Source organism: Sulfitobacter sp. SH24 (genome assembly GCF_965641895.1).
GTDB lineage: Bacteria > Pseudomonadota > Alphaproteobacteria > Rhodobacterales > Rhodobacteraceae > Sulfitobacter > Sulfitobacter dubius.
In genome coordinates this window covers 2,788,546-2,805,410 of sequence record NZ_OZ282575.1, presented here as the reverse complement: position 1 = coordinate 2,805,410, position 16,865 = coordinate 2,788,546, and the positions used below count along the sequence as shown (strand labels likewise).

Sequence of the window (16,865 nt, the reverse complement as noted above, 5' to 3'; positions counted from 1 at the left end):
ACAGGGCGTAAGCTGCGGCCATGGAATCATTCGATTATCATCAGGCGGCAGAGATGCTGGCGTGGCAGGTCGAGCTTGGCGCGACCGAGGCGATCTGCGACGCGCCGGTCAACCGCTATGAGGTGCCCGCAAGCGCGCCCAAGGCCAGCGCCAAGCTGGCCAAAGGGCCGCAGCCCCTGCAAGCCTCTGAGCAACCCGACCCGGTGGCGCTGGCCCGCCGCGCCGCGCAGTCCGCGCAGACATTGGAAGAGCTGCGCGCCGCGATCCAAGGGTTCGAGCATTGCGAACTGCACAAGGGCGCGCGCAATCTGGTTTTCGCCGATGGGGTGCCCGGCGCGCCATTGATGATTTTGGGCGAATCCCCCGACCGGGACGAAGACCGCGCGGGCAAGCCCTTCGTGGGGCGGGCGGGTCAGATGCTCGACCGGATGCTGGCGGCGATCGACATGGGGCGCGACCGCAATGTCTATCTGTCGAACATCCTGCCGTGGCGCACGCCGCAGGGGCGCGACCCGAAGCCAGATGAGATTGCGATGATGCGCCCCTTTGTGCAGCGTCATATCGAATTGGCCAAGCCCAAGGTGCTGGTGCTCTTTGGCAATTGGTCTTGCCAGTCGCTTTTGGAAAAACGCAGCATAATGCGCCTGCGCGGCAATTGGACCAAGGCCGCCGATCTTTCTTGCATGCCGATGGTGCATCCCGGCTACCTTCTGCGCAACCCCGAGGCCAAGCGCGAGGCTTGGGCCGATCTGCTCAGCGTTCAGGCCAAGCTGCGCGATGGTTGATGCGCTGACCCTTCTGGCCTTCGTGCCCGCCGCCTTGGCGCTGAACCTCACGCCGGGGGCGGATATGATGTTCTGCCTTGGGCAGGGGCTGCGCTCGGGCCCGCGTGCCGCATTGGCGGCGAGCGCGGGGATCTCGGCGGGCGTGCTGGTGCATGTGGCCTTGGCCGGGTTGGGGCTGGGCGCGGTCGTCGCGGCGCTGCCTTGGGCGCTGGACATCATCCGCTGGCTCGGCGTGGCCTATCTGCTCTGGCTTGCGGTGCAGACGTTGCGACAGGCCGGAAAACCGCGCGACACGACGCCCGGTATGGGCGGCTGGCGGGCGTTTAACACCGGGTTCATCGTCAATCTGACGAACCCCAAGGTGATCCTTTTCGTGCTGGCCTTTCTGCCGCAATTCGTGGTGCCCGAGGCCGGTCCGGTCTTGGCGCAGTTCTTAACCTTTGGCGCGGTGCTGGCTTTGGGCGGTTTTGTCATCAACGGTGCGGTTGGGGTATTTGCCGCTGGCATCGGGCGGCGGCTGGCTGGGGGCGGGCGTGTGCTCGGCTGGATCAGCAGCGGTATTTTCGTGGCACTGGCCGCGCGTTTGGCAATGATGGAGCGGACATGAGAAGGATTGACGACAGCCGGGAGTTCATCCCCGTGAGAATCGCCGTGCTGACCGTCTCGGACAGCCGCAGCTTGGCCGAAGACCGCTCGGGCGACGTTTTGGTCGCGCGGATTGAAGCTGCGGGCCATGTGCTGGCCGCCCGCGAGATCGTGACCGACGACCGCCCCGCCATCGCGGCGCAACTGCACCACTGGTGCGCGGATCCTGAGATCGATGTGGTGATCAGCACCGGCGGCACCGGCCTTACCGGGCGCGACGTAACGGTCGAGGCGCACCGGGATGTCTATGAGAAAGAGATCGATGCTTTCGGCACGGTCTTCACCATGATCTCGATGGAGAAGATCGGCACCAGCGCGGTGCAAAGCCGCGCCACGGGCGGCGTGGCGCAGGGGACGTATCTCTTCGCGCTGCCCGGCAGCCCGGGGGCCTGCAAAGACGCATGGGACGGCATCCTGCTGAAGCAGTTGGACTACCGCCATATGCCCTGCAATTTCGTTGAGATCATGCCCCGGCTGGACGAGCATCAACGCCGCAAGTAGCGCCGCAGGTCAGCCAGAGGTGCAGCCCGTGATCTCGACACTGTGATCCTGCCCGATGACGGTGATCCGAATGGCAGAGCGGTCCAATGCCAGCGCCGAGCCGTTCTCGGCGATCATCTCTCCGCTGGCGACAAGCGTATTGCCCGACCGCTGGCTGTCCATCTCGCTCATCCACATGTTGGGGTTGCCGGGCTCAATTACCACGGTCTCCTTACCCCCGGCAGAGGGCAGGGCGAGCCGGGTTTCGATCTCCAGCCCCCGCCCGGTGGGGCGCAGGCTGCATTGGGCGCTTTTCAGACCGGCCTCGGCCCCCGAAAAGGGCCGCGCGGCAAAGGCGGCGGCGATGGCCGGGGTGGGCTTGCTGTCTTTGGTGTCGAGCAGGGCGCGCAGGTGGATGGTTTGCGGCAGGCAGATGTCGCTGCACACGCCAAGGTCGATGCTGGTGTCCAATATCACCGGGGCACCGGGGCGGCGCGGGGTGATGGTCAGCGGCAGGATCACTTCGCGGGCATAGCCGATGGAGTTCACCCCGCCTTGATCAAAGACCTTGGGCGCGGGCCATGTGATCTGCACGTCGCGCAGGTTGTCCGAGCCGGACCAATCGAACTCCGGCGGAATGCCAGCGTCACCGGGGCTGCGCCAATAGGTCTTCCAGCCCGGTGCCATGCGCAGCCGAACCGCCGCCACCCGCCGACCGTCGGCTTGCTGCCAACCGGTAAGCAGATCGCCCTGCAAAGGTGTGCCAACCCCGTCCTGCGCCACGGCGGGCAGGGCAAGGGCAAGGCAGGAAAGAACGGCGGAGAAGAAGCGCGATATATTCATGCGGCCTTGATGCGGTATCCATCCGCGCCTGCCAAGTCACATTTGCATCATCCATGTTTCGCCGATGCGGTTGGCGGTGCGCTGCCTCTCTTGTTTTGTGGGGCACAAGCGGCCATGTTCAAAGAAAGGTTACCTTTAGGAGGTGGGCGTTGACGGGTCAGACAATGGAACTGACGGGCAAGCTGCTGGTCGCGATGCCGGGCATGGGGGACACGCGTTTTGCCCATTCTGTGATCTATCTTTCGGCGCATTCCGAACAGGGCGCGATGGGGCTGATGGTCAATAAACCCGCGCCGGAATTGCGCCTGTCGGATGTGTTGGATCAACTGGTTGACGATACGCCGCCGCCACATGCGAAAACACTGGCAGTGCATTTCGGCGGTCCGGTTGAGACGGGGCGCGGTTTTGTGCTGCATTCTGACGAATACCGCTCTGCCATTGAGACCCTGCGGGTGGGTGATGGCATTGCCCTGACCGCCACCCGCGACATCCTAGAAGACATCGCTACCGGTAAAGGCCCCGAGCGTGCCCAGTTGATGCTGGGCTATGCGGGTTGGGGTCCGGGACAGTTGGAGGGCGAGATCGCCCAAAACGGTTGGTTAACCTGTGAGGCCTCGCCCGAAGTCATCTTTGATCTACCAGATGGTGAGAAATGGGGCGCGGCGCTTAAAACGCTGGGCATTGATCCGCTAGGGTTGTCGGCCTCGGCTGGCCACGCCTGAACTTATCAGCGGGGGGCGGCGGCGCGGGTCAGACGGTCGTTGATCGCGCGGCCCAACCCATGATCGGGGATCGGTGCCACGGCAATGGGTTGGCCGGTCGCGTCCAATCGATGAAGGTGGTCAAACAGGTTTGCCGCCGCCTCAGTCAAATCGCCGGAAGGGGAGAGATTGAGGTCGCAGTCCATCTGTCCGAAACCGAGCAGCACTTCGCCCTCTGTCGCTTGCCCTACATTCAACCGCACCGCCGCGCCGGGCGCGTAATGTGAGGCCAGTTGCCCCGGTGCGATGATCTCTGCTCCGTCGACTATGTCCAACTCTCTGCCAAGCGTCGCTTCGAGCGCCTCGCCCGGTACGCCGCCCGCACGCAGAAGGGCAGGGCGGGGGCCAGTGAGACCAACAATGGTGCTTTCCACGCCTACAGCGCAGGCACCGTCGTCTATCACTGCCGCGATTTTACCCGCAAGCCCTGCCATGACATGCGCCGCTGTTGTGGCGCTGATCTTGCCGGATGGATTGGCCGAGGGGGCGGCAACAGGGCCGTCGAGCGCCTGCAAGACCTGCCGCATTACCGGATGCGCTGGCACACGTACTGCAAGGCTGGGCAGGCCGGCGGTCACCAGTGACGACAGCCCGCTGTCAGGTTTCAGTGGCAGTACCAAGGTCAGCGCGCCGGGCCAGAAGGCTTGTGCCAGTCGGTCGGCTTGCTCGGTCCACTCAACATAGCGTTTGGCGGTTTCAACGTCCGGCAAATGCACGATCAGCGGGTTAAAGCTGGGCCGCCCCTTGGCCGCGTAGATGCCCGCCACCGCTTCGCCATTGCGCGCATCTGCGCCAAGGCCATAGACCGTTTCGGTCGGCAGGGCGACCAGCGCCCCATCTTGCAGCAAATGGGCCGCACGGGCGATGCCTTGGGGCGTGGGGGTCAGCGTCTCAGTCAAGGTGTTGGGCATGGGCGTGTTACCGGATTTGGGCCTGTCGGATACGCGGCATCCAGTGACGCCGCGTTTGGGTTGCGAGCAGCGGCCGGGCATTTCATGCTGGCGGCAACGCCAACCCGCCTTTAACAAGGCCATGTCAGGCTTGCCAGATCAAGCGCGCCTTTCAGGAGGATATGATATGCCGTACCGCGCCGCCGTGGATGACTACCGTTTTCTGATCGAGGATGTGCTGGATTTCGCAGCGCTCCGTGCCACTGATCGCTATGCGGAGGCCACGGATGACGTGACCAGCGCGATCTTGTCGGAGGCCGGGCGTCTTTGTGATGATGTGCTCGCGCCCCTGCAACGGGGCGGAGATCTGCACCCGGCGAAGCTGGAAAACGGCATCGTGCGCACCTCTCCCGGGTTCGCCGAAGGCTTTGCCGCTATCGCTGAGGGCGGCTGGATCGGCATGTCGGCTGACCCTGAGTTTGGCGGCATGGGCCTGCCGATGACCCTGACCAGCGCGGTGAACGAGATGATGAGCGGCGCTTGCCTGTCGCTGCAACTCGCCCCCCTGATGAGCCAGGGCCAGATCGAAGCGCTGGAGCATCATGCGAGCGACGCGATCAAGGAATTGTACCTGCCTAAGCTGATCAGCGGCGAGTGGACCGGTACGATGAACCTGACTGAGTCGCAGGCGGGCTCGGACGTGGGCGCGCTCAGCAGCCGGGCCGAAGACAATGGCGACGGGACTTATGCGGTCTCTGGCCAGAAGATTTACATCTCTTGGGGCGACAATGATTTCGCGGGCAATGTCTGCCATCTGGTTCTTGCCCGCCTGCCGGGGGCACCTGCGGGCACCAAAGGAATCAGCCTGTTCCTCGTGCCAAAGTTCATCCCTGATGAGAATGGTGAACCGGGTCAGCGCAATGGCGTGAGCGTTGTCAGCCTTGAGCACAAAATGGGCCTGCACGGCTCGCCTACCGCTGTGATGCAATATGACAACGCGACCGGCTGGATCGTTGGCCGTGAGGGCGGCGGCATGGCGGCAATGTTCACCATGATGAACAACGCCCGGCTTGGCGTTGGCGAACAGGGCATCGGCGCCGCCGAAGGCGCCTATCAGCTGGCACTGGACTATGCGCTGGAGCGCAAGCAGGGCCGGTCCTCCGTCGAAGGCGGCACCGGCACCATTGTGGATCACGCCGACGTGCGCCGGATGCTGCTGAGCATGAAAGCCGATATCTTTGCCTCTCGCGCCATCGCGCTGAGCTGTGCCTATGCCAGCGACATGGCGCGCGCCGGACAGGGCGACGAATGGGCGGCGCGGGCGGCGTTCCTGACCCCGATCACCAAGGCATTCGGCACCGACGTAGGCATGAGCGTTGCCGAGATGGGTGTGCAGGTGCATGGCGGCATGGGCTTTATCGAGGAAACCGGCGCCGCGCAGTTCAGCCGCGACGTGCGTGTCACGGCGATCTATGAAGGCACCAACGGCATTCAAGCGATGGACCTTGTGGGCCGCAAGATGATGGACGGCGGCGAGGCGGCGAACCGGCTGCTTGACGAGATCGAAGCCGATGCCGAGACCGCGCGCGACCCGTTCCCGCGCATGGCCGATGCCGTCTGGCAGGCCAGCGAAACCCTGCGCGAGGCGACCGAATGGATGACCGCGCAAAAGGACATGAATGAGCGTTTCGCCGGGGCCGTGCCCTATCTGCGCGCCTTTGCCCGTGTGCTGGGTGGGCATCTGCATCTACAAGCCGCGATGGCCGAAAAAGCCGCAAGCGGCAGCGGCGCGCGTGAGAAGCTGGCGCGTTTTTATATCCAACGTCTCTTGCCCGAGCATCAGGGTCTGCTGGCCCATGCGCAGGCCGGGGCAGAGGACCTTTATGCGCTTGAAGTTGAAGACCTGAGCCGCTGATGTCTGAGCAGGCTACCATCCCCGTCGCGGCGCCGAAACCGCCCCAAGGGCTGCGCTATCCGTGGGATGTGCCGCCCGCCGAGGGGGAGGCAATCGAGGTGGCGCCGGGGGTGCTCTGGTTCCGCCTGCCGCTGCCGATGAAGTTGGATCACGTCAATGTCTATGCATTGGACGAGGGCGATAGCTGGACGGTAGTCGATACGGGCTTTGCCTCACGCCGTAGCAAGGGGCTTTGGCGTGGGTTGATGGCAGGCCCACTGGGTGGCAAGCCTATTTCCCGTGTGATCGTGACCCATCATCACCCAGATCACGTAGGCCTTGCGGGCTGGCTGCAAAGCGAATTCGGTGCGGAGCTGGTCACCACCCGCACTGCGTGGCTGACCGCGCGGATGCTGACGTTGGATGTTCAAGAGGTGCCGCTCGCCGAATCTTTGTCGTTTTACCGCAAGGCGGGCATGGCGGCCGAGCTTTATGACAAACGCGCCAGCGAGCGGCCCTTTAACTTTTCTGACGTCGTGGCACCGATGCCGTTGGGCTTTACCCGTATCCGCCAGAACGATGTGATCCGCATGGGTGGGCGCGATTGGGAGGTGCATATCGGCAATGGGCATGCGCCCGAACATGCAACATTCTGGAGCCGGGACGACAATCTGGTGATTGCGGGCGATCAAATCCTGCCCTCCATCAGTCCCAATATCGGCGTCTACCCGACCGAGCCGATGGCCGATCCGATCGGGGAGTGGCTTGAAGCCTGCGAGCGTCTTCTTCCATTGGCGCGCGAGGATCATCTGGTGCTGGGCGGGCATAAACTGCCCTTCACCGGTCTGCCGACGCGCTTGAAACAGTTGATCGAAAACCATCACTCTGCGTTGCGTCGCCTGCTGGCCTATATCGACACGCCGAAATCAGCATCCGAATGTTTTGCGTCGCTGTTCAAGCGCAACATCGGCGAGGCGGAATATGGCCTCGCACTGGTTGAAGCCGTCGCCCATCTAAGCCACCTTTACCAAGCCGGAGACGCCACGCGCGAGTTGCGCGAAGCCGACGGCGCTTGGGTGTATCAGCGCAGGGGGTGAGCGATGGGTGATGAAGTGAAAACAGCGGCCGAAGCCTATGAAGCTGCGGCATTGCCGCGCATGCATGAGGTGCATACGGACCCGGATCAGCCCAAATCAGGCGATCAGCCCCTGCCTAAATCGGTCACAGACAAGTCGGTAAAGCAGAAATCTCCGGCCCAATGGGCCTATGAGCGGGTGGTGCTCTATCTCAAGAACTTTGAAGAAAAGCTCGACAACGATCACGAGGCGGCGATTGGCTTTGCAGGGGGCGATGCAGGCGTGCTTCGGATCGAAGGAATGGGGTATTTCGACCCGGACATCATTACATTCTACGGCGTCGATCCAGCAGGCGCACGGGCGCAGTTGGTACAACATGTGGGACAACTGAATGTGATGTTGCGCGCGCTGCCAAAGAAGGCCCCAGATGCCGAACCAAAGAGGATTGGGTTCCGCTTGGTCGCTGATCTGGAGAAAACTTGAATTTGCACGAATCCGTGGCGTGCAGCCGCCTATCAAATTCCCCTATAACGCGCAGTTTCGCCTATTGCTAGTATGGTATTCAGATTGTTATCCCCCCGTGACAGGGAGAATTATATAGGTTAATCACCGCGAACAGATTTTCCTAGGGAGACGAAAATGGCTGAACATGAACACGGTAGCATGGATTACGATGCTCAGGAAAAGACCTTTGACGGGTTCATGACCTTCGTAACACGCAGCGTTGTCGTCATCCTCGCGATCTTGGTTCTGCTGGCGCTCTTTGCTGGTTAATCGACCCACACTCTTGTTCAAGAGGGTAAGCCTTTGAGAACTCTCTTGACTGCGATCGCGCTTGTAGGCGTGTTGGCTGGCTGTTCGGTGGATCAAAGCCCCGATAGCCCGCCCGACGTCGTCGCGCGTGCCGCCTATCGCTCGCCCGAACCGCCTTCGCTGACATTAATGACCATGGTGAACAACCGCACGGGCAGTGGCGGTCATACCGCGCTGATGGTGAATGGGTCGCAGCGCGTGATCTTTGACCCAGCAGGATCGTTTCGCGATGCGCGTTTGGTCGAACGGGGCGATGTGCTTTACGGTGTGACGCCGGGTTGGTTGCAGGCCTACAAATCGGCCCATGCGCGCAGTACCTTTCACGTTGTTACCCAAGAAATTCAAGTAACCCCCGCCGTGGCCGAACGGGCGCTGCAATTGGTTACGACCCACGGTGCCGTGCCCGGTGCTTTTTGTGCCAGTGCCACCAGCGGGATCCTTGGTGAAATCCCCGGCTTTCAGAATGTTGGATCGACCTTCTATCCCGTCAAACTGCAAGAGCGGTTTGAGGCGTTGCCGGGCGTGACCACCACGAAATATTACGAAGACGATGAGGGCGACGTGATCGATGCCCTGCGCGCGGCGGAACTGGCACGCCAGTAACGCCCGCGCTTAGCCGACCAAGTACAGCATACCATAAAGCGCCACGGCTCCTGACAGGATCGCGGCGAGTACGTTTTTCGTTAACAGCCCGACGCCCAGCGTGACCACGGCGGCGCTGACTCGGGGCAGATCAAATTGCCCATCGGTGGCCGAGGGCCATAACACCTGTGGCGCGACCAACGCGGGCAGGATCGCCACGGCGGTATAGCGCAGGTGCCGCAAAAGCCACGCAGGCATCTGCTTGTCGCCCACCAGCCCGGTAAAGACAAAGCGCAGGAAAAAGCTGCCCAGCCCGAGGCCGATGATTACGGTCCAAAGTGCGGTTTTATCAATCATCGTGCCATGCTCCCCGGCTTGCGCCGTTCCATCCATGCCTCAACCTGCGCGCCGGTAATCATACCCGCGAGCCCCGCGATGATCAGCCCAAGCGCATAGGGCACATTAACGGCAATAAGGCTTACAATCACTGCGACAAGCGCCGCGGCCACATGGGCCAATGTGCGAAACATCGGCGCGATCATAGCAAGGAAGGTGATCGGAATCGCAAAATCCAGCGCCCAACTGTCAGGGACACTCGAGCCGACCATCGCGCCGACAAGCGTGAAAATATACCAAAGCGGCACCACCGGGGTCACGGTCCCAAAGAAGTAGGCCATGCGTTGCGGCACGGTCATTTCTGGGGCGCGTTCATATTGGGTCATGGCCGCGACATAGGATTGATCCACCGTCATATAGGCCGCCAGTGCCCGCTGCCAGACCGGCGCGCCTCCGATCCACGGGGTAAGAGAGGCCGAATACATCGCCATCCGCAGGTTTACCGCCAGCGCCGAGGCGAGCACGATGGCCGTAGGTACATCCTCTTGCAGCAGCTGCAGGGCCGTAAACTGCGCGGCCCCCGCGATCACCACAATGGAGAAGGTCAGTGTTTCAAAGACGTTCAACCCGGCTTCGGTGGCCAGAAGGCCAAAGAGCGAGGCGAAGGGGATAATGACCAGCACAAAGGGCAATGCGTCAACGATACCTTTGCGATAGGCGGATTTGGTGGTGGTGATGGCCATGACGAACTCTTAAATATAATGTCAAAGGCTTAGACCTAACCGGAAGGGGATACAATTGGCCCGCGACAATGAACTTAGCAATTATCTGATCGCCCCCGATCCCACTGCTGTTCGACTGACGCGGAATGTCTCTGGCGTAGATCACACCGGCGCGGAGGTGGCGATCAATGTGGTCGAAGAGCGCCCCCTGACGATATTCCTCAACCGTCAAGAGATCGTGACCGCGATGACCATCGGCGACTATCCGGCCTATCTGGCGCTCGGGTTTCTGCGCAATCAGGGGATGTTGCGCCCGGACGAGAAGATCACCGGTGTCGACTATGACGAAGAGCTTGAGACCGTCGTCGTTCGCACGAAACGCGCCACTGATTACGAAGACAAGATGCAGCGCAAGACCCGGACCAGCGGCTGCGCCGTGGGCACCGTTTTTGGTGATATGATGGAGGGGCTGGCCGATGTGCGTCTGCCCCAAACGCCGGTGCGCACCTCGGACCTCTATGCGCTGGCGGCCAAGATCAACCGCACGCCGAGCCTTTATCTTGAAGCTGGCGCGATCCACGGCACCGTGCTGTGCCAAGGCGACCGGCCACTCGTTTATATGGAAGACGTGGGCCGCCACAATGCGGTCGACAAGATCGCCGGTTGGATGCTCTCCGAAGGCGTGGGGGCCGAAGATAAGGTGCTCTATACCACCGGGCGGCTGACCTCTGAGATGGTGATCAAGACGGCGATGATGGGCATTCCGGTGCTGGCGTCCCGCTCGGGCTTCACCGCTTGGGGGGTGGAGATTGCGCAGCAGGTGAACCTCACGCTGATCGGTCGGATGCGCGGGCAGCGATTTACCTGTCTGGCGGGCGAGGGTCGGTTGATCCGCGACGCGGATCCGACCACCGTGGCCGAGGAGCCGCGCAAAAGCGGCCGCAAGGGCGCGAAGGAATAAAGCGATGAAACAACCACTTGGCGTCATTCTGGCGGGCGGGCAGGCGACCCGTATGGGCGGCGGCGATAAGGGGCTGCTGCCGCTGGGGCAGGGCACGCTGCTATCCTCGGTGATCGACCGGCTGGAGCCGCAGGTCGCGGGGCTGGCGCTCAACGCCAATGGCGATGCGGCGCGGTTTGCCGACCTCGGGCTGCCGGTGCTGGCCGATAGCATCGAGGGTTTCGCCGGGCCGCTGGCGGGGGTGCTTGCCGGGCTGGACTGGGCCGCCGAACAAGGGGCCGAGAGTATCGTGACCGCTGCCGCCGACACGCCTTTCTTCCCCTGCGATCTGGTGCCGCGTCTGCTGCTGGCCGCCGATGATATGGCCCATCCGCTCGCCTTGGCCGCAACGCCGGACGCGAAGCGCGGCACGGCGCGGCATCCGACCTTTGGCCTCTGGCCCGTGGTGCTGCGGGACGATCTGCGCAGCGCCCTGGCGGGCGGGCTGCGCAAGGTGGTGCTCTGGACGGAACGCCACGACGGGCGCGAGGCGCTCTTCCCCGATGAGGCGGCATTCTTCAACGTGAACACGCCCGAGGATCTGGCGAAAGCAGAGGCGATGGTATGAGGGTTTACGGCGTCGTCGGTTGGAAGAACGCCGGTAAGACCGGGCTGATGGAGCGGCTGGTGGCGGAGATCACGGGCCGTGGGTTTACCGTCTCCACCGTCAAACATGCGCATCACACTTTCGACGTGGACCACCCCGGCAAGGACAGCCACCGCCACCGGATCGCGGGCGCGCTCGAGGTGCTGTTGGCCTCCGGCGCGCGCTTTGCCTTGATGCATGAGCTGCGCGGGGCCGAAGAGCCGCCGCTGGAGGCGCATCTCGCACGGCTTTCGCCCGTCGATCTGGTGCTGATCGAAGGCTACAAACGTGACGGACATCCGAAGGTCGAAGCCCATCGGGCCGAGACCGGAAACCCGTTGATCGCGCCGGATGACCCTACGGTGCGGGCGGTGGCCAGCGACGTAGCGCTTGAGATGGACCGGCCTGTTTTTGATCTGAACGACACCCGTGCGATTGCCGACTTCATCCTGCACGAAGTGGGGCTGATCGCCGCCCCAACGGCACCTGCCACCACCGCACCGCCGCCCCTGCGCAACGATTGCTTTGCCCTGCCGCCCGGCGTGTATTGGACCCCGGTGGATGATGCGCTGGACCTGCTGCGCGCGCGGCTTCACGCGGTGACAGAGGCCGAGATACGGCCTGCCCCCGATGCCGGGGGGCGCATTTTGGCCGAAGATGTCACCGCCATCCGCGCCAACCCGCCGCTGCCCAACACGGCGGTCGATGGCTATGGTTTTGCCGGGGGCCGGGGCGAAGGCCTGCACGAAATGCCGCTGGTGCCGGGCCGCGCGGCGGCGGGCGATCGCCCCGGCGCGGTGCCTGCGGGCCAAGCGATCCGCGTTCTGACCGGCGCGGCGCTGCCCGAAGGCGTCGATACTGTCATCCTGCAAGAGGATGTCACCGCCGAGGGGGGCGTGCTGCGCTTTCACGGGCCGGTCAAACAGGGGGCCAACACCCGCAAGGCCGGGGAGGATGTGCAGGCGGGCGAAGTGATCCTCGCCGCGGGCACGCGCATCGGCCCGGCGGAGCTGGCGCTTCTGGCTGCCGCCGGTGTGGCGGAGGTATCCTTGCGCGAAAGGCTCAAGGTCGGCGTGATCTCCACCGGCGACGAATTGGTCGAGATGGGGGAGGCAGCACGCGACGGGCAGATTTACGACGCCAACCGCCCGATGCTGCTGCAACTCGTCGCCGACTTTGGCCATGAGGCGGTCGATCTGGGCCGCGTGGCCGACGACAGCGCCGCGCTGCGTGCGCGGCTTGATGCGGCGGCAGCGCAGGTCGATGTAATCCTCACCAGCGGCGGCGCATCGGCGGGGGACGAAGACCACGTCTCGGCCCTGTTGACCGAAGCGGGGGCGATGCAGCTTTGGCGGATCGCGGTAAAGCCGGGGCGGCCCTTGGCGCTTGGGATGTGGCAGGGGGTGCCGGTCTTCGGGCTGCCGGGCAATCCGGTGGCGGCGATGGTCTGTTCGCTGATCTTCGCCCGGCCCGCCATGGCGCTGCTCGCCGGACACGGCTGGCAGGAACCTCAAGGTTTTGATGTGCCCGCGGCGTTCGACAAACGCAAAAAGGCCGGGCGGCGGGAATACCTGCGCGCACGGATGCGCAATGGCCGGGCCGAGGTCTTTGCCTCAGAAGGGTCGGGTCGGATCAGCGGGTTAAGCTGGGCAGAAGGCTTGGTAGAGTTGGACGAGGCCGCCCGCGACATCAAGCCGGGCGACACCGTGCGCTTTATCCCTTACGGCAGCTTTACCAGCTAAGGTCGCGCGTCAATCGAAGGTGCCCGCGCAGCGGCCCAGCAGCATGAAGGCGCGGGCGGTGCGGGTGTCGGCCAGCATCGAGATTTCCTCATCTGTTGCCTGCTTTTCAAACTCGGCAAAGGTCCGGTCAAAGCGGCGCAGGAAGTGATGCGCGGCATCGCGGAAGATCGGGTCTTGCCGCATCCGCGCATTGGCCAGCGCCAGCGAGGAGCGATCCCGAATTCCGCCGAGAGGCGCAATCGTGCGGCCCCGCGCACCGCTGGCGAACTGCCGCCAGACCTCGGGGCGCGCGCGGTCGGGGCGCAGGTCGTCCATATAGATGCCATCTTGGCTCAGCAGGGTCAGCACATCCTGCGCGGCCTGCACAAGCTGCGCGGCGGAGCGGTCTTTCAGCGCACGGCGTAGTGCGTCGAAACCTGCTTTATCTTCAGCCGTTTCTGGAAAGTTCAAAGCTCGGGTAAAATCTTCGGCAGACAGCGGTTGGGTCATATCGCCCGCCTGCGTGCCAAGCGCCAGCGTGGGCTGATCTTCGGCGGCGGGGGGTGTTGGCGCGGGGGCAGGGACCGCAGGGCGCGCTGGCTCTTCGCGGCCATGAAGACCCGCCAGCGCAATCTCGGTTTTGCGGAGGCTGGCGGTCAATTCATCTAGTTTACGTGCAATGCTGCTCTCGCCCGCAGGCTTGTTGCCCTGCTGTTGCGAGATATAGGAATGGCGGATGGCGTCGATTGCAGCTTGCAGGCGCTGGCTTTCTTCGCGCATGACCCGCCCGGCACGCGCCGCAGTGGCCGCCACCCAAATCATCGCCACGGGAAGAACCACGACCAGCAGGGTCAATAACCCGCGCAGCCCAGCCTCACTCGCGCCTTCTGGCACCTCTGCGGCGATAAAGGTGAAATAGATCGCCGTGCCGAGCAGCCAAAGCGCTGAAAGCCCGCCCGCTATGATCTCAATTTCGGTGATGCTGCTGCCCTTGGGCCGGTCATAGAGACCGATCTGCGCAGGCCGCGCGGCGCCGTTCCCGCCGCGCGGGGCGCGGGGGGCTTGGTCTTGGGGTGCGGAAGCGTCGGGCTCTGCCATGTCAGCCTTCCCGTTCAAGCGTAGACGATCTTGAGAACCTCATAGGACTTTTGCCCCCCGGGGGTGCGCACCTCGACGGAATCACCTTCTTCCTTGCCGATCAGCGCGCGGGCGATGGGCGACTTGATGTTCAAAAGGCCCTTTTCGATGTTGGCCTCATATTCGCCAACGATCTGATAGGTTTTCTCTTCGTCGGTGTCTTCGTCCACCAGCGTCACCGTGGCCCCGAACTTGATCGATCCCGACAGTTTCTTGGGATCAATCACATCCGCGAGCGAGATCACGCCCTCAAGCTCTTTGATGCGGCCTTCGATGAAAGACTGCTTTTCCTTGGCGGAATGATACTCGGCATTTTCCGACAGGTCACCATGTTCGCGCGCTTCGGCGATGGCCTTGATGATGGCGGGACGTTCAACCGACTTGAGATGCTTGAGTTCAACTTCGAGCGCGGTGTGACCGTCGCGGGTCATCGGGATCTTTTCCATGGCGGTGTGCCTATATAATGAGGGCCGCACCCGGGTTTTCGCCGGGGGGCGGCCAATTGCGTGTCAACTTGGCAGTTACCTGACCCAAACTGCCCGCCAATTGCAAGTGCCTAACGGCCTCAAGATCGGCGGTTGAATGCCGTCAATCGTATCTTGCTTGTGCAATATGACCACGATCATTGTGGTGGTGAAATCGTGACCATTCGCGCTATTTGATGGGGGACGAAGCGGCGGCCTGATAGGTCGCGCGTCATGTTATGTCGCTGCGACCACGTTTTGCGCAATAAACGCAGGGTCGCGATTGCATTGCGCGCGGCGGTGGTTTAGCCAAATCCAAACCGAATTTGCCGTGAGGGAGCACCAAAAATGGCCGAGATTGAACGCGAAGCGATGGAATATGACGTTGTGATCGTCGGCGCCGGGCCTGCTGGCCTGTCGGCTGCGATCCGGCTCAAGCAGTTGGATGCCGATTGCAATGTTGTGGTGCTGGAGAAGGGCTCGGAAGTGGGCGCGCATATCCTGTCGGGTGCGGTGCTTGACCCCTGCGGGCTGGATGCGCTGATCCCCGATTGGAAAGAAAAAGGCGCGCCGATCAACGTGCCGGTGAAAGAAGACAACTTCTATCTGCTGGGCGAGGCGGGTAAGCTGCGCATCCCCGAATTCCCCATGCCCCCGCTGATGAAAAACCACGGCAACTACATTGTCTCCATGGGCAATGTCTGCCGTTGGATGGCCGAACAGGCCGAGGAACTGGGCGTCGAAGTTTTCCCCGGTATGGCCTGCTCTGAACTTGTGTTCGGCGAGAATGGTGAAGTTAAGGGCGTTGTCGCCGGTGAGATGGGGCGTCAGGCCGATGGCACCCCCGGCCCAAGCTATGAGCCGGGCATGGAGCTGCACGGCAAATATGTCTTCCTCTCCGAAGGCGTGCGCGGCAGCCTGAGCAAGCAGGTCATTGCGAAATACGGTCTGGATGAGGGTAAAGAGCCGCAGAAATACGGCCTTGGCATGAAAGAGATTTGGGAGATCGACCCCGCCAAGCACCGCGAGGGCACCGTCACCCACACGATGGGCTGGCCGCTGAACAGCAATGCGGGCGGCGGGTCGTTCATCTACCACCTTGAGAACAATCAGGTTTACGTCGGCTTCGTTGTCCACCTTGGTTACAAGAACCCGCATGTTTTTCCTTACATGGAATTCCAGCGCTTCAAACATCACCCGATGGTGGCCGAACTGCTTAAAGGCGGCAAACGTGTCGCCTACGGCGCGCGGGCGATCACCGAGGGTGGCTATCAGTCCATGCCCAAGATGGTGGCCCCCGGTGTGGCGCTGCTCGGCTGTTCGGTGGGCATGGTCAACGTGCCGCGCATCAAGGGCAACCACAACGCCATGCTCTCGGGCAAGGCAGCGGCTGAGGCCGCCTATGCCGCGATCCAAGCAGGCCGGGGCGGTGATGAGCTGACCGAGTATGAGACCGATGTCCGCGAAGGCCCGATCGCGACGGACCTCAAGAAAGTGCGCAACGTGAAACCGCTGTGGTCGAAATACGGGCTGACCGCTTCGCTGGCGCTTGGTGGCATTGACATGTGGACCAACACGCTCGGCTTCTCGCTCTTGGGCACGCTCGGCCACGGGAAATCGGACGCCGAAGCGACTGAGCCTGCGGATCAGCACAAGAAGATCGACTACCCCAAGCCCGACGGCAAACTCAGCTTTGACCGTCTGACCAACGTGGCCTTCTCGTTTACTAATCACGAGGAAGGCCAGCCCGCGCACCTTAAGCTGAAAGACCCGAGCATTCCGGTCGAGGTGAACCTGCCGAAATACGCAGGCCCTTCGGCACGTTACTGTCCCGCGGGGGTCTATGAGTTCGTTGAGGATGAGAAGACCAACGAGACGCGGTTCCAGATCAACTTCCAGAACTGTGTTCACTGCAAGACCTGCGACATCAAAGACCCAACGCAGAATATCGTTTGGACCACCCCGCAGGGCGGCGACGGGCCAAACTACCCAAACATGTAAACGGGCCGCCAAAGGGCACGTTGAAAGGACCGATACGCGAGGGCGTGTCGGTCCTTTTTTGTATCTGAATCGGCGAAATGTCGTCAGCGGCATGCTTCATCGGGACCGCGCCATTGCACCCGGGCCCAG

Annotated in this window: 19 protein-coding genes; 13 read left to right on the top strand and 6 right to left on the bottom strand. The window is 62.7% G+C overall.

Annotated features, from left to right (window positions below; genetic code table 11):
* Positions 1-20 precede the first annotated feature (20 nt).
* The 3 genes from ACSQ16_RS16425 to moaB are packed head-to-tail and all read left to right on the top strand — an operon-like array spanning position 21 to position 1,931.
* The gene (locus tag ACSQ16_RS16425) at positions 21-785 is read left to right on the top strand and encodes a uracil-DNA glycosylase (RefSeq protein WP_243262307.1); all 765 of its coding nucleotides are present in this window, start codon (positions 21-23) and stop codon (positions 783-785) included.
* Positions 778-1,392 (top strand): LysE family translocator, encoded by a 615-nt coding sequence (locus ACSQ16_RS16420; RefSeq protein ID WP_243262308.1) that lies wholly within the window; start codon positions 778-780, stop codon positions 1,390-1,392. The genes ACSQ16_RS16425 and ACSQ16_RS16420 overlap by 8 nt, the downstream gene beginning before the upstream one ends.
* Positions 1,389-1,931 (top strand): molybdenum cofactor biosynthesis protein B, encoded by a 543-nt coding sequence (gene moaB, locus ACSQ16_RS16415; protein ID WP_243262310.1) that lies wholly within the window; start codon positions 1,389-1,391, stop codon positions 1,929-1,931. Before ACSQ16_RS16420 ends, moaB begins: the two co-directional genes overlap by 4 nt.
* Positions 1,932-1,940: 9 nt before the next feature.
* Here moaB and ACSQ16_RS16410 read toward each other — a convergent pair whose 3' ends face one another.
* Positions 1,941-2,753: a protein-disulfide reductase DsbD domain-containing protein gene (locus tag ACSQ16_RS16410; protein ID WP_243262311.1), complete on the bottom strand. Its 813-nt coding sequence runs from the start codon at positions 2,751-2,753 to the stop codon at positions 1,941-1,943.
* A gap of 164 nt (positions 2,754-2,917) precedes the next feature.
* Between ACSQ16_RS16410 and ACSQ16_RS16405 the strand changes: the two genes are divergently transcribed.
* Complete coding sequence (locus ACSQ16_RS16405; protein WP_243263120.1) at positions 2,918-3,475, top strand: YqgE/AlgH family protein; 558 nt, start codon at positions 2,918-2,920, stop codon at positions 3,473-3,475.
* Between the two features lie 5 nt (positions 3,476-3,480).
* Here ACSQ16_RS16405 and ACSQ16_RS16400 read toward each other — a convergent pair whose 3' ends face one another.
* Positions 3,481-4,425, bottom strand: coding sequence for an L-threonylcarbamoyladenylate synthase (locus ACSQ16_RS16400; protein ID WP_243262313.1), 945 nt, complete (start codon positions 4,423-4,425; stop codon positions 3,481-3,483).
* 166 nt (positions 4,426-4,591) lie between these two features.
* On the opposite strand from ACSQ16_RS16400, the gene ACSQ16_RS16395 reads away from it, so the two are divergent.
* The 5 genes from ACSQ16_RS16395 to ACSQ16_RS16375 all read left to right on the top strand — a co-directional run bounded on the left by ACSQ16_RS16395 (position 4,592) and on the right by ACSQ16_RS16375 (position 8,790).
* Entirely contained in the window at positions 4,592-6,319 is a 1,728-nt protein-coding gene (locus ACSQ16_RS16395) for an acyl-CoA dehydrogenase (RefSeq protein ID WP_243262314.1), read from the top strand.
* Complete coding sequence (locus ACSQ16_RS16390) at positions 6,319-7,395, top strand: MBL fold metallo-hydrolase (protein ID WP_317405352.1); 1,077 nt, start codon at positions 6,319-6,321, stop codon at positions 7,393-7,395. The genes ACSQ16_RS16395 and ACSQ16_RS16390 overlap by 1 nt, the downstream gene beginning before the upstream one ends.
* 3 nt (positions 7,396-7,398) lie before the next feature.
* The gene (locus tag ACSQ16_RS16385) at positions 7,399-7,857 is read left to right on the top strand and encodes a DUF6173 family protein (protein WP_243262316.1); all 459 of its coding nucleotides are present in this window, start codon (positions 7,399-7,401) and stop codon (positions 7,855-7,857) included.
* A gap of 156 nt (positions 7,858-8,013) precedes the next feature.
* Positions 8,014-8,148, top strand: coding sequence for an aa3-type cytochrome c oxidase subunit IV (locus ACSQ16_RS16380; RefSeq protein ID WP_093927039.1), 135 nt, complete (start codon positions 8,014-8,016; stop codon positions 8,146-8,148).
* A gap of 33 nt (positions 8,149-8,181) precedes the next feature.
* A complete protein-coding gene (locus ACSQ16_RS16375; protein ID WP_243262318.1) occupies positions 8,182-8,790 on the top strand; it encodes a hypothetical protein in 609 nt (202 codons plus the stop codon).
* A 9-nt stretch (positions 8,791-8,799) separates the two neighbouring features.
* Here ACSQ16_RS16375 and ACSQ16_RS16370 read toward each other — a convergent pair whose 3' ends face one another.
* Both ACSQ16_RS16370 and ACSQ16_RS16365 read right to left on the bottom strand, forming a co-directional pair.
* A complete protein-coding gene (locus ACSQ16_RS16370) occupies positions 8,800-9,126 on the bottom strand; it encodes an AzlD domain-containing protein (RefSeq protein ID WP_243262319.1) in 327 nt (108 codons plus the stop codon).
* The gene (locus tag ACSQ16_RS16365; protein WP_243262321.1) at positions 9,123-9,848 is read right to left on the bottom strand and encodes an AzlC family ABC transporter permease; all 726 of its coding nucleotides are present in this window, start codon (positions 9,846-9,848) and stop codon (positions 9,123-9,125) included. Before ACSQ16_RS16365 ends, ACSQ16_RS16370 begins: the two co-directional genes overlap by 4 nt.
* Before the next feature lie 49 nt (positions 9,849-9,897).
* On the opposite strand from ACSQ16_RS16365, the gene ACSQ16_RS16360 reads away from it, so the two are divergent.
* From ACSQ16_RS16360 to ACSQ16_RS16350, 3 genes are read left to right on the top strand one after another with little or no spacing between them, the layout of a single operon-like run.
* On the top strand, positions 9,898-10,788 hold the full coding sequence (locus tag ACSQ16_RS16360) for a formate dehydrogenase accessory sulfurtransferase FdhD (RefSeq protein WP_243263122.1): 891 nt from the start codon (positions 9,898-9,900) through the stop codon (positions 10,786-10,788).
* 4 nt (positions 10,789-10,792) lie between these two features.
* Positions 10,793-11,395, top strand: a complete 603-nt coding sequence (mobA, locus tag ACSQ16_RS16355) for a molybdenum cofactor guanylyltransferase MobA (protein ID WP_243262322.1) — start codon at positions 10,793-10,795, stop codon at positions 11,393-11,395.
* Entirely contained in the window at positions 11,392-13,155 is a 1,764-nt protein-coding gene (locus tag ACSQ16_RS16350) for a bifunctional molybdopterin-guanine dinucleotide biosynthesis adaptor protein MobB/molybdopterin molybdotransferase MoeA (RefSeq protein ID WP_243262324.1), read from the top strand. The genes mobA and ACSQ16_RS16350 overlap by 4 nt, the downstream gene beginning before the upstream one ends.
* Before the next feature lie 9 nt (positions 13,156-13,164).
* Here the strand turns inward: ACSQ16_RS16350 and ACSQ16_RS16345 are convergent, their stop codons facing one another.
* Positions 13,165-14,232, bottom strand: coding sequence for a hypothetical protein (locus tag ACSQ16_RS16345; protein WP_243262325.1), 1,068 nt, complete (start codon positions 14,230-14,232; stop codon positions 13,165-13,167).
* A gap of 14 nt (positions 14,233-14,246) precedes the next feature.
* Positions 14,247-14,717: a transcription elongation factor GreA gene (gene greA / locus ACSQ16_RS16340; protein ID WP_093927031.1), complete on the bottom strand. Its 471-nt coding sequence runs from the start codon at positions 14,715-14,717 to the stop codon at positions 14,247-14,249.
* Positions 14,718-15,083: 366 nt separating this feature from the next.
* Between greA and ACSQ16_RS16335 the strand changes: the two genes are divergently transcribed.
* Positions 15,084-16,736 carry an electron transfer flavoprotein-ubiquinone oxidoreductase gene (locus ACSQ16_RS16335; RefSeq protein ID WP_243262326.1) on the top strand — a complete coding sequence of 551 codons (1,653 nt, stop codon included), beginning with the start codon at positions 15,084-15,086 and terminating at the stop codon, positions 16,734-16,736.
* Positions 16,737-16,865: the final 129 nt, after the last annotated feature.

What these genes read in the sequence shown, in the direction of transcription:
- ACSQ16_RS16385 (WP_243262316.1), top strand. Translation starts at nt 7,399, where the DNA reads ATGGGTGATGAAGTGAAAACAGCGGCCGAAGCCTATGAAGCTGCGGCA.
- mobA (WP_243262322.1), top strand. Translation starts at nt 10,793, where the DNA reads ATGAAACAACCACTTGGCGTCATTCTGGCGGGCGGGCAGGCGACCCGT.
- ACSQ16_RS16370 (WP_243262319.1), bottom strand. Translation starts at nt 9,126, where the DNA reads ATGATTGATAAAACCGCACTTTGGACCGTAATCATCGGCCTCGGGCTG.
- ACSQ16_RS16425 (WP_243262307.1), top strand. Translation starts at nt 21, where the DNA reads ATGGAATCATTCGATTATCATCAGGCGGCAGAGATGCTGGCGTGGCAG.
- ACSQ16_RS16410 (WP_243262311.1), bottom strand. Translation starts at nt 2,753, where the DNA reads ATGAATATATCGCGCTTCTTCTCCGCCGTTCTTTCCTGCCTTGCCCTT.
- ACSQ16_RS16395 (WP_243262314.1), top strand. Translation starts at nt 4,592, where the DNA reads ATGCCGTACCGCGCCGCCGTGGATGACTACCGTTTTCTGATCGAGGAT.
- ACSQ16_RS16350 (WP_243262324.1), top strand. Translation starts at nt 11,392, where the DNA reads ATGAGGGTTTACGGCGTCGTCGGTTGGAAGAACGCCGGTAAGACCGGG.
- ACSQ16_RS16335 (WP_243262326.1), top strand. Translation starts at nt 15,084, where the DNA reads ATGGCCGAGATTGAACGCGAAGCGATGGAATATGACGTTGTGATCGTC.
- moaB (WP_243262310.1), top strand. Translation starts at nt 1,389, where the DNA reads ATGAGAAGGATTGACGACAGCCGGGAGTTCATCCCCGTGAGAATCGCC.
- ACSQ16_RS16420 (WP_243262308.1), top strand. Translation starts at nt 778, where the DNA reads ATGGTTGATGCGCTGACCCTTCTGGCCTTCGTGCCCGCCGCCTTGGCG.
- ACSQ16_RS16400 (WP_243262313.1), bottom strand. Translation starts at nt 4,425, where the DNA reads ATGCCCAACACCTTGACTGAGACGCTGACCCCCACGCCCCAAGGCATC.
- ACSQ16_RS16345 (WP_243262325.1), bottom strand. Translation starts at nt 14,232, where the DNA reads ATGGCAGAGCCCGACGCTTCCGCACCCCAAGACCAAGCCCCCCGCGCC.
- ACSQ16_RS16380 (WP_093927039.1), top strand. Translation starts at nt 8,014, where the DNA reads ATGGCTGAACATGAACACGGTAGCATGGATTACGATGCTCAGGAAAAG.
- greA (WP_093927031.1), bottom strand. Translation starts at nt 14,717, where the DNA reads ATGGAAAAGATCCCGATGACCCGCGACGGTCACACCGCGCTCGAAGTT.
- ACSQ16_RS16390 (WP_317405352.1), top strand. Translation starts at nt 6,319, where the DNA reads ATGTCTGAGCAGGCTACCATCCCCGTCGCGGCGCCGAAACCGCCCCAA.
- ACSQ16_RS16405 (WP_243263120.1), top strand. Translation starts at nt 2,918, where the DNA reads ATGGAACTGACGGGCAAGCTGCTGGTCGCGATGCCGGGCATGGGGGAC.
- ACSQ16_RS16365 (WP_243262321.1), bottom strand. Translation starts at nt 9,848, where the DNA reads ATGGCCATCACCACCACCAAATCCGCCTATCGCAAAGGTATCGTTGAC.